Source organism: Flavobacterium notoginsengisoli, from assembly GCF_042686225.1.
GTDB classification, from domain to species: Bacteria; Bacteroidota; Bacteroidia; order Flavobacteriales; family Flavobacteriaceae; genus Flavobacterium; species Flavobacterium notoginsengisoli.
Map to the genome: position 1 here is coordinate 1 of NZ_JBHUOT010000013.1, position 13,307 is coordinate 13,307.

A 13,307-nucleotide genomic window follows, 5' to 3' on the forward strand; every position below is an offset into this window, starting at 1 on the left:
TACCTGCGAAATAACGGCTAATTTAAAGCCTAAGTTGTAATCTCGCTGACTACGTCGCTCTTTTTTAAATTCTGGATTATTCATAAATAAGTCAATTTTATGTCAACTTATTTCAGGACGAGACAAACTATATAAAAAAGCCCAGTGTAAATACCTGAGGCTTTTTTTATTTGTTCTTAACGAACCTTTGCGTACAATTTAATATTCTTTGCAGTTAAACTCAAATCATTTAATTGATATTCTTTTTTCTTTAAAACATAAGATGCTGATTGATAATAAGCAATAGTTTCGTCTGCTAAATTTTTATTTTCCGTTTTTAAAGGAATCTGATCATAATAGATTTGAAATTCTGGCAAAACACCTTCTTTTTTATTCAGTTTTAACTGAAATTGTTTAATCTGTTGTTTTGGAGAAAGAATGGTTAATACATTGTCTTTAATTAGTCCCAAATCCTGATAGGTTGCAATTAAAGCTCTTGGCTGATAATTGGATTTCAATACATCTTGTCCAAAAAACTTACTTTCATAATCAAAATTCAATAATCCGAATAAGGTTGGCATAATATCAATTTGCGACATTAATTGAGTATATTTTTCAGGTTTCATATCTGAAGAATAAATTAAGGCCGGAATACGGTATTTATCTAAAGGAAGTTCTGTTTTTCCGGCACTCGAAGCGCAGTGATCGGCAATAATTACAAAAACAGTATTTTTAAACCAAGGTTGTTTTTGGGCTTTATTAAAAAACTGTTTTAGTGCATAATCTGTATATTTTACACCGCCGTCACGAGATTTAATATTTCCCGGAATATCAATTTTATTATTTGGATAAGTAAAGGGTCTGTGATTGCTAACCGTCATTATATGATTGAAGAAAGGCTTATTTTGTTTCGCTTCAGAATTCATGATTTTAATTGCCTTATTATACATGTCTTCGTCACAAACGCCCCATACATTTGAGAAAGTAATTTCTTTGGGTTCAAAGCTCGATTTGTCAATAATCTGATATCCGTTTCCGGAATAAAAATCCTGCATATTGTCAAAGAAAGCATCTCCACCGTACATGAATTTTACATTGTAGCCTTTTTTTAGAAAAACAGATCCTGTAGAAAATTTGTTTTTATTGTCTTCTCTTTTTACAACACTTTCTCCCGCAGTTGGTGGTAGACATAAAGTTACAGCTTCAAGACCACGAACAGTTCTGTTTCCTGCTGCGTAAGTATTAGTAAATAAAAGGCTTTTTTGCGCTAAGCTGTCTAAAAACGGTGTTATATTTTGTTTGTTTCCATACGCTTTCATAAAATCAGCACTAAGACTTTCTACTGTAATTAAAACAACGTTTTTACGTTTTTCTACTGAATCATTAGTGACTTTTTGTATCGTGTTTTGTCCGGAAATTGCTGGTATCTGTTGTTTCAAAAGTGCGAAAGCTTTCTGATCAGGGATAGTTTTATAGAATTTAAAATAATCCAGTTTATTATTCTGAAAAGCCAGGTAGAATTTGTATATTCCGTTAGACTGCAATTCGTTAACAAAAATATTTTTTGAGTTTTCTGTTTTAGCCAGACCCGGCACAGCAAACAAAGAGAAAACAAACAACGTACAGTAAATAGCTGTTATTTTTAATTTTTCGGAAATGTTTGGTATTTCATCAATATAATTTCGTGAATATTTGATGATGAAGTACGTAATAGTTCCGGTAATAATAAATAATGCAGAAAATATCGGAACAACAGGATAAGACTGCATAATGTTTCCTATAACTTCATTAGTGTATATTAGATAATTAACAGCAATGAAATTGTATTTTACTCCAAATTCATTCCAAAAAAAGAATTCACTAATTGAATTTTGGAGGATCAATAAAACATATAAAAAGATCACAAAAGCAAAAAGCCAGAATCTAATTTTGTTACGATGTTTAGGAAGGAAAAGTAATAAGGAAAATAAAATTGTTTTAATAGAAACGAAGATTAAAATAATTTTAGGTAAAGCACCGCCGTATTCGTCAAAAATACTTTTTCCGGATACTATATAAATTAAAAGGGTAATAAAACTTCCAAGAATTACGTAACCATATGGCTTATTATATTTGGTATTAGAAACAAAAATAAGGTAAAGCCACAAGAAAGATGAAGCCAAAACAAATACAAAAAAATCTGAAATTAAACCTAAACTAAAGATCTTCAGACTTTCTGTGAATGTAAATGAACTTTGAGTAATAGGGTGAAAAAGAAGCACTATTCTCAATACGAAACTCACAATAAAGTACAATAGGGCAAGATTGTAAAAAGGCGAAAGTTTTTTGTAAAAAGTCATTATAAATATTTTTTTACAAAATTAGTTGCGATTCATTAACGTGAGATTAAGTTCGACTTTAACCTTACTTAGCAATAACTTAAAGTTTGCTTAAGATATTGGTTTTCTTTATATCTTTAAGCTAAGCATTTAGTTGTGACTTTTAAATACTATATCTTTGATACAGAAAATTAATGCGAATCTTAATAAATTACGATAAATGCATATTTTAATAGTTGAAGACGAATTAGGAATTGTACAATTCTTAAAACAAGGTTTACATGAAGAAGGTTATCAGGTAACCACAGCAAATGACGGTTCTAAAGGTTTTGAACTCCTTCAGGAACAAAAGTTTGATTTAATTCTTTTGGATTGGATGCTTCCTAAAATTAACGGACTTGATCTCTGTAAAGCCATCCGGGTTAAAGATCAAATAACCCCAATCATTTTTTTAACTGCTAAAGATACTGTTCAGGAAACTATTGAAGGTCTTAAAGCAGGAGCCAATGACTATATCAAAAAACCTTTTAGTTTTGAGGAATTAGTAGAACGTATAAAAGTTCATTTCAGAAATAAAAAACAAACCGAAATCTTAACACTCGGAACGATTACTATTGATTTATCGAAACACATCGTCTTAAAAGACGAAGAAGAAATTTCACTTACACAAAGAGAATTTGAATTGCTAACGTATTTGATTCAACATAAAGGGAAAGTCTGTACGAGAAATCAGATTTTAAGAGATGTTTGGGAGATAAACTTTGAATATGATACTGGTGTAATTGATGTTTTTATGAATGCTATTCGTAAAAAATTGAACCTTAAAATTGAAGAAGATTATATTAAAACCATCCGTGGCATTGGATATATTGCCAATGATTAAAAACAATGACATCATTATCTTTTAAAAACAGAATTGCTCTAAATTATATTCTAACAACCGGACTTTTGGTTTTGGTAGCTTTTTCGGCTATTTATTTTATTGTAAAACTTACGGTTTACAACCATATTGATGAAAACTTAAATATCGAGATTCAGGATCATTTAAAGGAAATCAGGATGGAAAACAAAAAAGTAATCTTTATGGATGTTGAAGAATGGGAGGAACGGGAACATAATTCGGTTGATGTGAATCCTGTTTTTGTCCAGTTTTTGGATTTAAACAAAAAGATTATCGAAAAATCACCTAATTTAAAGAATGAAAAATTGATTTTTCATGAAAATAAAGAACATTTTCAGCTTTTTGATACCAAATTATTAGGAAGTAAAATTCGTCAGATTCAGGTTCCCTTGCATGTCAAGTCAAAAAAAGTTGGTTATCTGATTATTGCAATGTCATTATCAGATTCTTCAAAAGTTTTAGAGAATTTGCTGGATACTTTAATGATTGCGTTTCCAATTATTTTATTGTTACTGTTTTTTCTAGCTCGTTTTTTTGCCGGAAGAAGTATAAAACCAATAAATGAGATCATAAATACCTCAAAAATTATCACAAAAGATAACTTAAAAACGAGGATTCCGCTTCCAAAAACAAGAGACGAATTGTTTACACTTTCTAAAACAATCAATAATTTATTAAACCGAATTGAAGATGCCATAGAGCGTGAGAAACAATTTACTTCAGACGCTTCTCATGAATTACGAACACCTTTAACGGTTATTAAAGGAACACTTGAAGTGCTGATACGTAAGCCTAGAGATAGCAAGGAGTATGAAGAAAAAATAAATTACTGTATTAATGAAGTGGATCACCTAAATTCTTTGGTTGATCAACTATTAATGATGGCTCGTTTTGAGAATCAAAAACAGAATATCCGTCAGGAAAATGTTTATTTAAATGCAATTGTTTTAGATGTACTGACTTTAAATTCAGAGAAAATAAGAACTAAAAAGCTTAATGTTATTTTAGATGCCAAAGAAGAATTTAATGTTTATTCTGATAATTATTTGATCGTTACTATTCTTCGAAATATTATATCGAATGCAATAAAATATTCAAAAGACAATACAGAAGTTAAGATTTCATTGTCGAGAGAGGACAATAAAATTAATTGTGTCGTTTTAGATCAGGGAATTGGGATTGCAAAGGAGGATTTGGAATCTATTTTGAATCCGTTTTTCAGATCAGATTCCTTAAATCATTCTGAAATAAAAGGAACAGGACTTGGTTTGTTCATTGTAAAGCGAATGACCGATTTACTTGAAATTAAATTTAAAATTGAAAGTGAAATTGGAAAAGGAACCAAAGTTTCATTGTTTTTTGATGAATTTGATAATTCATTAAAGTAATTTAAATATTAGTGCATATAAAGCAGTCTGAAATGTTTTTTAACAATAAACTATCGTTAAGTTAAAATAAAAATTGCTTTTTAATTAATTTATCTATTATATTTGCAACCGAATCAAAGAAGTAAAAAACAAAACAAATCATGATTTCAATTCAATTACATCATCATCATTTACATTATTGCTCTCAAGCGATGTGTTAATGGTATGCATGTAAATCATCATATTTTAAAACCCGTTTGAGTACATCAAACGGGTTTTTTAATTCTAACTCTTTGTACTCAAACTCTAAACCAACAAACAACTAAAAAAAATGAGTACTTTAAAAATTGCAATTCAAAAATCTGGACGTTTAAACGAAGACAGCATTCAAATCTTAAAAGACTGCGGAATCTCAATCAACAACGGAATTGACCAGTTAAAAGCAGAAGCTTCAAATTTCCCTCTTGAAGTTTTGTATTTAAGAAATTCAGATATTCCACAATATTTGATTGACGGAGTAGTAGATTTAGCTATTGTTGGCGACAATCTTTTAGTAGAAAAAGGAAAAGGAATTGAAGTAGTTCAAAAACTGGGCTTTTCTAAATGTAAGGTTTCGGTAGCAGTTCCTAAAACATTCGAATACAGTTCTGTACAGGATTTAGCAGGTTTAAGAATTGCAACATCTTATCCGAATACAGTTAACGAATATTTTAGTAAATTCGGTTTAACTGTAGACATTCACCAAATTTCAGGTTCTGTAGAAATTGCACCAAATATTGGTCTTGCAGACGCGATTGTAGATATTGTTTCAAGTGGCAGTACTTTGTTTAAAAACAATTTAAAAGAAGTTGAAGTTATCTTAAAAAGTGAAGCGGTTTTAGCTGTTTCTCCAAAAGTTTCTCCGGAAATCCAAAAACACATTGATACTTTGAAATTCAGAATTCAGGCAGTTTTAAGAGCAAGAAATTCTAAATATATTTTGATGAACGTTCCTAATGATAAAATCGATGCAGTTGGAAAAATTCTTCCGGTTTTAAGAAGTTTAACGGTTCTTCCTTTGGCACAAGAAGGCTGGAGCAGTGTTCACTCTGTAATCGATAAAGATACTTTTTGGGATGTAATTGATCAATTGAAAGAAGTAGGAGCAGAAGGAATTTTAGTTTGTCCAATTGAGAAAATGGTGCTTTAAAAAAGGAAAAGATACAATTTCAAAAAGCCAAATTTCAATACTTAATTTTAGAGAACAGCTTTGCGAACTTTTTTAGACAAAGAAAATAAAAAACCTTGCGCACTTTGCGGTAAAAAAGTTGCGAGGGTAAAAACACAAAAGCATGAATAAGATAAACAATCCAAAACCAGAAACCTGGTCAGATATATTAAAAAGACCAACTCAAACCATTGACGATATTGAAGTTACGGTAAAAGAAATTTTCAGGGAAGTTCAGAAAAAAGGCGATGAAGCTGTTGCGAAATACACTTCGATTTTTGACGGAATCTCATTAGAGAATTATGAAGTAACTTCAGAAGAAATTGCCGAAGCGGTTAGTTTAATTCCTAGTGAATTAAAAGAAGCCATTGAATTAGCTAAAAACAATATCTATAAATTTCACAAAGCTCAGAAAACCGATAGAGTTGAAGTTGAAACTATCGAAGGCGTAAATTGCTGGCAGGAAAAAAGACCAATTCAAAAAATAGGATTATACATTCCAGGCGGAACAGCTCCTTTGTTTTCAACGGTTTTGATGCTCGCAGTTCCTGCAGAAATTGCAGGCTGTAAAGAAATCGTATTGTGTTCTCCTCCTGATAAAAAAGGAAAAATAAATCCAGCTATTTTATACGCCGCAAATTTATGCGGCGTTACTAAAATCCTGAAAGTTGGAGGAATCCAAGCAATTGCTGGAATGACATTTGGGACACAATCAATTCCTAAAGTATATAAAATCTTCGGTCCAGGTAATCAATTTGTGACTGTTGCAAAACAATTAGCGACTCAGTTTGGTGTTGCAATCGATATGCCGGCTGGACCATCAGAGTTATTAATTGTTGCTGATGATACTGCAGTTCCTGCATTTGTAGCTTCGGATTTATTATCTCAGGCAGAACATGGAACAGATAGTCAGGTGATTTTAGTTTCAACTTCAAAAAAACTGATTGACGAAGTAGAAAAAGAAGTTCAATCACAATTAGAAGTATTGCCTAGAAAAGCTATTGCTGAAAAAGCGATCGAAAACTCAAAATTAATTTATGTTGAAAATGATCAAATCGCTTTAGATTTAATCAATGAATATGGGCCAGAACACTTTATTATCTGCTCTGAATATGATGATTTCTATTGCAACGGAATCGTAAATGCAGGCTCTGTATTTATCGGAAATTACACTCCTGAAAGTGCGGGAGATTATGCTTCAGGAACCAATCATACACTTCCAACAAACGGTTACGCTAAAAATTACAGCGGTGTAAACCTGGATAGTTTTATGAAATCGATGACATTTCAGAAAATATCTGAAAAAGGAATTCAGAATATTGGTAAAGCAATAGAATTAATGGCTGAAGCCGAAGGTTTACAGGCGCATAAAAACGCTGTTACCTTAAGATTGAAGAGTTTAGAGTAAAATTAAGATAAAAGAATATAGAGATTTAACAGATCAGATGAGAAGTCTATTCTCTATATTCTATTTTCTAAAAATTAAGACAATGAAATTCGATATAAATACAATTACACGTGAAAACGTAAAATCCTTAAAACCCTATTCTTCTGCGAGAGATGAGTTTGAAGATTTTGATACAGCCGAAATGATTTTTCTGGATGCCAATGAAAATCCATATCAAAATGGCGTAAATAGATATCCCGACCCACAACAAAATTCAGTTAAAGCGATTTTAGCAAAAAATAATTTAACAAAACAAAGTCAGATTTTATTAGGAAACGGAAGCGATGAAGTGCTTGATTTGCTTTTCAGGGCTTTCTGCGAACCTAATAAGGACAATATTATTTCACTGCCTCCAACTTATGGTATGTATGGCGTTTTGGCTAACATTAATGCAGTTGAAAACAGGGAAATTTTGCTTACAATAGATTTTCAGCCACAAGTTGAAAAAATTTTAGAAGCAGTGGATGAGAATACAAAGATTATCTTTTTGTGCTCTCCAAATAATCCAACAGGAAATTCATTTTCAGATGAAAGCGTGGTTAAATTGCTTCAAAACTTTAAAGGTTTGGTGGTTATAGATGAAGCTTACATCGACTTTTCGGAAAAAGAAAGCTGGTTGGTAGAAATTGATGCTTACCCGAATTTAGTAATAACACAAACGCTATCAAAAGCGTATGGTTTGGCTGGAATTCGTTTGGGAATTTGTTATGCTTCTGAAGCTGTTATTTCAATTTTAAATAAAATCAAACCGCCTTATAACGTAAATGAATTAACGCAGCAAAGAGCAATTGAGCGTTTAAAAGATTCAGAAAAGATAAAACAAGAAATAGCTTCAATCATTGAACAAAGAGAAGAATTACTTAAAGTTTTGCTTGAAGTTGATTTTGTAGAAAAAGTGTATCCGACAGAAGCCAATTTTATTCTGGCAAAAGTCGATGACGCCAATAAAAGATACAATCAGTTAATTGAAAAAGGAATCGTAATTCGTAACAGAACCACACAACCTTTATGCGAAAATTGTCTTCGTTTTACAATTGGCACAAAAGAAGAAAATGCGGTTGTTATTAAAGAATTAAAGTTGTTAAAATAGAAGAAAGAATATAGAGCAAAGAAGAAAGAAAAAATGAAAGAGCTTTTTGGATAGAATGAAAAGTCTATTTTCTTTACTCTTTTTTCTTTATTCTCAAAAATAAAATTATGAAAAAAGTACTTTTTATCGATCGTGACGGAACGATTGTTTTAGAACCTGAAAATTATCAATTAGACAGCTTGGATAAACTGGAGTTTTATCCAAAAGCTTTTCAATATCTGGCTAAAATTGCCAACGAATTAGATTACGAACTGGCAATGGTAACCAATCAGGACGGATTAGGAACAGATAGTTTTCCTGAAAATACCTTTTGGCCAACGCAGAATTTCATTTTAAAAGCTTTTGAAAATGAAGGAGTTGTTTTTGATGAAATCTTTGTGGACAGAACTTTTCCAGAAGAAAATGCACCTACACGCAAACCAAGAACCGGAATGTTGACTAAATATTTAAACAATTCAGATTATGATTTAGCTAATTCTTTTGTTTTAGGAGATCGTTTAACTGATGTAGAATTGGCTAAAAACCTTGGTGCAAAAGCCATTTTTATGAATGATACTGACGGAGCAGGAAGTAACGAAATTTCGGCAAAACGTGAAGAATTGAACGAAACAATCGTTTTGCAAACAATGGATTGGAAGAAAATCTATGAGTTTTTAAAATTAGAAGTGCGTTCAGCATCGATTACCCGTAAAACTAACGAAACAGATATTTATATCAACTTAAATCTTGACGGAACCGGAAAAAGCAAAATCGATACCGGAATTGCCTTTTTTGACCACATGTTGGATCAAATCTCACGTCACGGACAAATGGACTTGGAAATCCTTGTAAAAGGCGATTTAGAAGTCGATGAGCACCATACAATCGAAGATACTGCAATTGCTTTAGGAGAAGTTTTCGCGAAAGCGTTAGGAAACAAATTAGGAATCGAGCGCTACGGATTCTGCCTTCCAATGGATGATTGTTTAGCGCAGGCAGCAATTGACTTCGGAGGAAGAAACTGGTTGATTTGGGAAACGGAATTTAAACGTGAAATGGTAGGTAAAATGCCAACAGAAATGTTTTATCATTTCTTTAAATCATTTACAGATGGAGCAAAAGCCAATTTAAATATCAAAGCAGAAGGAATCAACGAACATCACAAAATCGAAGCCATTTTTAAAGCTTTTGCAAAAGCCATAAAAGTAGCTGTAAAAAGAGATACAGAAAAAATGATTCTGCCTTCAACGAAGGGAATGCTTTAAAGTTTATGGTTGTTGGTTGATAGTTGTTAGCCATCAACCAATAACCATCAACCAACAACTAAAAAGAATGAAAATAGTAATTATAAATTACGGAGCAGGAAATATTCAGAGCATTATGTTTGCCATTGAAAGATTGGGTTTTAAAGCTATTTTGAGTAATGACCGTGAAGAAATTGAATCGGCTGATAAAGTGATTTTTCCTGGTGTAGGCGAAGCAAGTTCTGCAATGAGTAAACTTCGTGAAAGCGGTTTGGATAGTTTAATTCCGGAATTGAAACAACCCGTTTTAGGAATCTGTCTCGGAATGCAGCTAATGTGTAATAAAACCGAAGAAGGAAATACAGAAGGTTTGGGAATTTTTGATATTGATGTTTTAAAATTCTCCAACAAAGTAAAAGTTCCGCAAATGGGCTGGAATCAGATTTATGGTTTAAAAACCGATTTGTTTAAAGATATTTCTGAAAATGAATTTATGTATTTGGTTCACAGTTTTTATGCGCCAAATTGTGAAGAATCTATTGCTACAACAAATTACGATGTTGAATATGCATCGGCTCTGCAAAAAGATAATTTTTACGGAACTCAATTTCATCCAGAAAAAAGCGGGGGTGTTGGAGAAAAGATTTTAGGAAATTTTCTAAAAATGTAAATATTTCAATATCAATCAAAATATCAAAAATCAATTTCAATTTTTAGAGTATCTAAAATCTGAACTCTAAAATCTAAAATATTAAAAAATGAGAATAATACCAGCCATAGATATCATTGAAGGAAAATGCGTTCGTTTGTCCAAAGGTGATTATGATACCAAAATAATTTACAATGAAAATCCGCTTGAAGTGGCAAAATCATTTGAAGCTCATGGAATTGAATATCTTCATTTAGTAGATTTAGATGGTGCGAAATCAAGTAAAATCGTTAATTATAAAATCTTAGAGCAAATTGCCACACAAACCAGTTTAAAAATTGATTTTGGAGGTGGATTAAAATCAGATGATGATTTGAGAATTGCTTTTGAAAGTGGTGCAAACCAAATTACTGGCGGAAGTATTGCAGTAAAAAACAGAGAAATCTTCGAAAAATGGATTTCAGAATACGGTACAGAAAAAATCATTTTAGGCGCTGATGCTAAAGATGAAAAAATTGCGGTTTCTGGTTGGTTAGAAGAATCAAACGAAGATTTAGTGCCGTTTATTCAAGACTATCAGTCAAAAGGAATTCAGTACGTTATATGTACCGATATCGCTAAAGACGGAATGCTTCAAGGCCCAAGTTTTGATTTATACAGTAAAATTTTAGCAGAAGCTAAGGGAGTAAAATTAATCGCTTCAGGAGGAATTTCAACTTTTGATGAATTGCCAAAATTAGCTGAATTAGGTTGTGAAGGAACGATAATCGGAAAAGCGATTTACGAAGGAAGAATCAGCTTAAAACAATTAGAGAACTATATAATTGGCTTATAATTTATTGTTTCTGGTTTATAGTTACGATACGAACCAAAAATAATAAACAACCAACAATAAACATTAAACATGTTAGCAAAAAGAATTATACCTTGCTTAGATATAAAAAACGGAAGAACTGTAAAAGGCGTTAATTTCGTTGACTTGCGTGATGCCGGAGATCCGGTAGAACTGGCCGAGATTTACTCAGCTGAAGGCGCAGATGAATTGGTTTTTCTGGATATTTCAGCAACTGAAGAACGACGCAAAACATTGGTAAATATGGTGCGAAGCGTTGCAGAGAAAATCAATATTCCGTTTACGGTTGGAGGTGGAATTTCATCTGTTGAAGACGTCGATATTCTGCTGAATAACGGAGCTGATAAAGTTTCTATTAATTCATCGGCAGTAAAAAATCCGCAGTTGATAAACGATTTAGCACAGAAATTCGGAAGTCAATGCGTTGTTGTTGCTATTGATGCTAAACAAATTGACGGACAATGGATTGTGCATTTAGTTGGAGGAAAAGTGCCAACAGAACTGAATTTATTCGATTGGGCTGTTGAAGTAGCAGAACGTGGTGCGGGGGAAATCTTATTTACATCAATGGATAACGACGGAACCAAAAATGGTTTTGCAAACGAAGCTTTGGCTAAACTTTCAGAATTGGTAAATATTCCGATTATCGCTTCCGGAGGAGCTGGAAATATGCAGCATTTCGTAGATTCGTTTAAAGAAGGAAAAGCAGACGCAGCTTTAGCAGCAAGTGTTTTTCACTTCAAAGAAATCGAAATCAAAGCTTTGAAACAAGAATTAAAAAATAACAATATAGAAGTTAGAATTTGAGAAGAAATTCCAATTTTTAAATTCCAAGAATCTAAGTTTAGAAATTAATCTAAAATCTGAACTCTAAAATCTAAAATCAACTATGGAAATCGATATTAAAAGCGCACATGGCTTAATTCCAGCAATAATTCAGGATTCAGAAACAAAAAATGTTTTGATGTTGGGTTATATGAACGAAGAATCGCTTCAAAAAACAATAGAAACGCAAAAAGTAACTTTCTTCAGTCGTTCAAAACAAAGACTTTGGACAAAAGGCGAGGAAAGTGGTAACTTTTTAAATTTAGTAAGTATCAAAAATGACTGCGACGGCGACACACTTTTGATTCAGGCAAAACCTGTTGGACCAACATGTCACACAGGAGCAGATACTTGCTGGCAGGAACCAAATGAGGCAAATTATGGTTTTATTTCTCATTTAGAAAATACAATTAAAACAAGAAGAGAGAATGCTGATTCAGAAAAGAGTTATGTAGCTTCTTTATTCGAAAAAGGAATCAATAAAATAGCTCAGAAAGTAGGAGAAGAAGCTGTAGAAGTTGTTATTGAAGCAAAAGATGATAATGATGATTTGTTCCTTAGCGAAAGCGCCGATTTACTGTTTCATTACTTGATTTTATTACAGGCAAAAGGATATCAATTGAATGATGTTATTGAAGTTTTGAAGAAACGTCAAAAGTAATGTTTTGTTTCAGGTTTCAAGTTTCAAGTTTCACGTTGCTAAGCAGAACCTGAAACTTGAAACTTGAAACAATTTTATTCGACAAACTCAAAAAGAGCAAACTCTTCTGGCTGATGAAAACCAAATTTTAAACTCTTATAAGGTTGTAAAGCTTGATATTCAATCGTTTTTCCATAATCAATTCTAAAGGCATTTGCTTTCCATTTTGTGCCAATTTTAGGTTTTGTAAAGTTCGCATTTCTAATCTTTTCAAGATTTGCGAAGGGGATTTTAATTTCCACAGTATAACCCTCTGAATTGATATTACTGACGGTTTCCATTCCTTTAATATTAAAGTTAGTTTCAGTTTTCCATCCTCCGCATTCAGGCGAAATGCATTTTAAAAGTAGATCATAATTGGTTGAAAAAGCATTTACTCCAATCTCGACATAATTTTGCCCGTCTCCATCTGGATCTATAAAAATTTCCACTAAATCATCTGTATAAAAGATTTGTGCATCTTTGGTTTGTGGTTTTCCAATAATATTCGAATCGGTGCAATTGTATGCGATATACAGGTTTTCATCATTCCATAAAAAAGAAACATAAGTATTTTGCAAAGCCTTTTCTCCAGAATTGTGAATGACAAAAGGCCCTAAAAAAGGCTTGTCCCAGTCCGATAAATTTCCATCAATTCTAATTTGATTATTGGTTTTATATATGGCAATTTTTTGTGAATTGGCAACTATTGAAAACATTATTATTAAAAAGAAAATTAGTGTCTTTAATCTCATACTTATGAAATCTA

The 13,307-nt window shown here is 32.1% G+C and carries 12 protein-coding genes; 10 read left to right on the forward strand and 2 right to left on the reverse strand.

Annotated elements, in window-relative coordinates; translation table 11 throughout:
* Positions 1–176: 176 nt before the first annotated feature.
* Positions 177–2,318: an LTA synthase family protein gene (locus tag ACFS3A_RS23015; protein WP_379827915.1), complete on the reverse strand. Its 2,142-nt coding sequence runs from the start codon at positions 2,316–2,318 to the stop codon at positions 177–179.
* A gap of 199 nt (positions 2,319–2,517) precedes the next feature.
* Here ACFS3A_RS23015 and ACFS3A_RS23020 point away from each other — a divergent pair, with 199 nt between their 5' ends.
* The 10 genes from ACFS3A_RS23020 to hisIE all read left to right on the forward strand — a co-directional run bounded on the left by ACFS3A_RS23020 (position 2,518) and on the right by hisIE (position 12,520).
* Positions 2,518–3,180 (forward strand): response regulator transcription factor, encoded by a 663-nt coding sequence (locus ACFS3A_RS23020; RefSeq protein ID WP_379827916.1) that lies wholly within the window; start codon positions 2,518–2,520, stop codon positions 3,178–3,180.
* A 5-nt stretch (positions 3,181–3,185) separates the two neighbouring features.
* Positions 3,186–4,586: a sensor histidine kinase gene (locus tag ACFS3A_RS23025; protein WP_379827917.1), complete on the forward strand. Its 1,401-nt coding sequence runs from the start codon at positions 3,186–3,188 to the stop codon at positions 4,584–4,586.
* 310 nt (positions 4,587–4,896) lie between these two features.
* The gene (hisG, locus tag ACFS3A_RS23030; RefSeq protein ID WP_379827918.1) at positions 4,897–5,754 is read left to right on the forward strand and encodes an ATP phosphoribosyltransferase; all 858 of its coding nucleotides are present in this window, start codon (positions 4,897–4,899) and stop codon (positions 5,752–5,754) included.
* Positions 5,755–5,896: 142 nt separating this feature from the next.
* Positions 5,897–7,180 carry a histidinol dehydrogenase gene (gene hisD, locus ACFS3A_RS23035; protein WP_379827919.1) on the forward strand — a complete coding sequence of 428 codons (1,284 nt, stop codon included), beginning with the start codon at positions 5,897–5,899 and terminating at the stop codon, positions 7,178–7,180.
* 82 nt (positions 7,181–7,262) lie between these two features.
* Positions 7,263–8,309 carry a histidinol-phosphate transaminase gene (gene hisC / locus ACFS3A_RS23040; RefSeq protein ID WP_379827920.1) on the forward strand — a complete coding sequence of 349 codons (1,047 nt, stop codon included), beginning with the start codon at positions 7,263–7,265 and terminating at the stop codon, positions 8,307–8,309.
* Positions 8,310–8,416: 107 nt separating this feature from the next.
* Positions 8,417–9,553 (forward strand): bifunctional histidinol-phosphatase/imidazoleglycerol-phosphate dehydratase HisB, encoded by a 1,137-nt coding sequence (gene hisB, locus ACFS3A_RS23045; RefSeq protein ID WP_379827921.1) that lies wholly within the window; start codon positions 8,417–8,419, stop codon positions 9,551–9,553.
* A 67-nt stretch (positions 9,554–9,620) separates the two neighbouring features.
* Positions 9,621–10,202, forward strand: coding sequence for an imidazole glycerol phosphate synthase subunit HisH (gene hisH, locus ACFS3A_RS23050; RefSeq protein WP_379827922.1), 582 nt, complete (start codon positions 9,621–9,623; stop codon positions 10,200–10,202).
* 88 nt (positions 10,203–10,290) lie between these two features.
* On the forward strand, positions 10,291–11,016 hold the full coding sequence (gene hisA / locus ACFS3A_RS23055) for a 1-(5-phosphoribosyl)-5-[(5-phosphoribosylamino)methylideneamino]imidazole-4-carboxamide isomerase (protein ID WP_379827923.1): 726 nt from the start codon (positions 10,291–10,293) through the stop codon (positions 11,014–11,016).
* Positions 11,017–11,085: 69 nt separating this feature from the next.
* Complete coding sequence (gene hisF / locus ACFS3A_RS23060; RefSeq protein ID WP_379827924.1) at positions 11,086–11,841, forward strand: imidazole glycerol phosphate synthase subunit HisF; 756 nt, start codon at positions 11,086–11,088, stop codon at positions 11,839–11,841.
* An 82-nt stretch (positions 11,842–11,923) separates the two neighbouring features.
* Positions 11,924–12,520 (forward strand): bifunctional phosphoribosyl-AMP cyclohydrolase/phosphoribosyl-ATP diphosphatase HisIE, encoded by a 597-nt coding sequence (hisIE, locus tag ACFS3A_RS23065; RefSeq protein ID WP_379827925.1) that lies wholly within the window; start codon positions 11,924–11,926, stop codon positions 12,518–12,520.
* A gap of 74 nt (positions 12,521–12,594) precedes the next feature.
* Here hisIE and ACFS3A_RS23070 read toward each other — a convergent pair whose 3' ends face one another.
* A complete protein-coding gene (locus ACFS3A_RS23070) occupies positions 12,595–13,257 on the reverse strand; it encodes a carbohydrate-binding family 9-like protein (protein WP_379827926.1) in 663 nt (220 codons plus the stop codon).
* Positions 13,258–13,307: the final 50 nt, after the last annotated feature.

Coding starts and splice junctions, on each gene's coding strand:
- hisA (WP_379827923.1), top strand. CDS start 10,291: ATGAGAATAATACCAGCCATAGATATCATTGAAGGAAAATGCGTTCGT.
- ACFS3A_RS23015 (WP_379827915.1), bottom strand. CDS start 2,318: ATGACTTTTTACAAAAAACTTTCGCCTTTTTACAATCTTGCCCTATTG.
- ACFS3A_RS23070 (WP_379827926.1), bottom strand. CDS start 13,257: ATGTTTTCAATAGTTGCCAATTCACAAAAAATTGCCATATATAAAACC.
- ACFS3A_RS23020 (WP_379827916.1), top strand. CDS start 2,518: ATGCATATTTTAATAGTTGAAGACGAATTAGGAATTGTACAATTCTTA.
- hisC (WP_379827920.1), top strand. CDS start 7,263: ATGAAATTCGATATAAATACAATTACACGTGAAAACGTAAAATCCTTA.
- ACFS3A_RS23025 (WP_379827917.1), top strand. CDS start 3,186: ATGACATCATTATCTTTTAAAAACAGAATTGCTCTAAATTATATTCTA.
- hisIE (WP_379827925.1), top strand. CDS start 11,924: ATGGAAATCGATATTAAAAGCGCACATGGCTTAATTCCAGCAATAATT.
- hisH (WP_379827922.1), top strand. CDS start 9,621: ATGAAAATAGTAATTATAAATTACGGAGCAGGAAATATTCAGAGCATT.
- hisB (WP_379827921.1), top strand. CDS start 8,417: ATGAAAAAAGTACTTTTTATCGATCGTGACGGAACGATTGTTTTAGAA.
- hisD (WP_379827919.1), top strand. CDS start 5,897: ATGAATAAGATAAACAATCCAAAACCAGAAACCTGGTCAGATATATTA.
- hisG (WP_379827918.1), top strand. CDS start 4,897: ATGAGTACTTTAAAAATTGCAATTCAAAAATCTGGACGTTTAAACGAA.
- hisF (WP_379827924.1), top strand. CDS start 11,086: ATGTTAGCAAAAAGAATTATACCTTGCTTAGATATAAAAAACGGAAGA.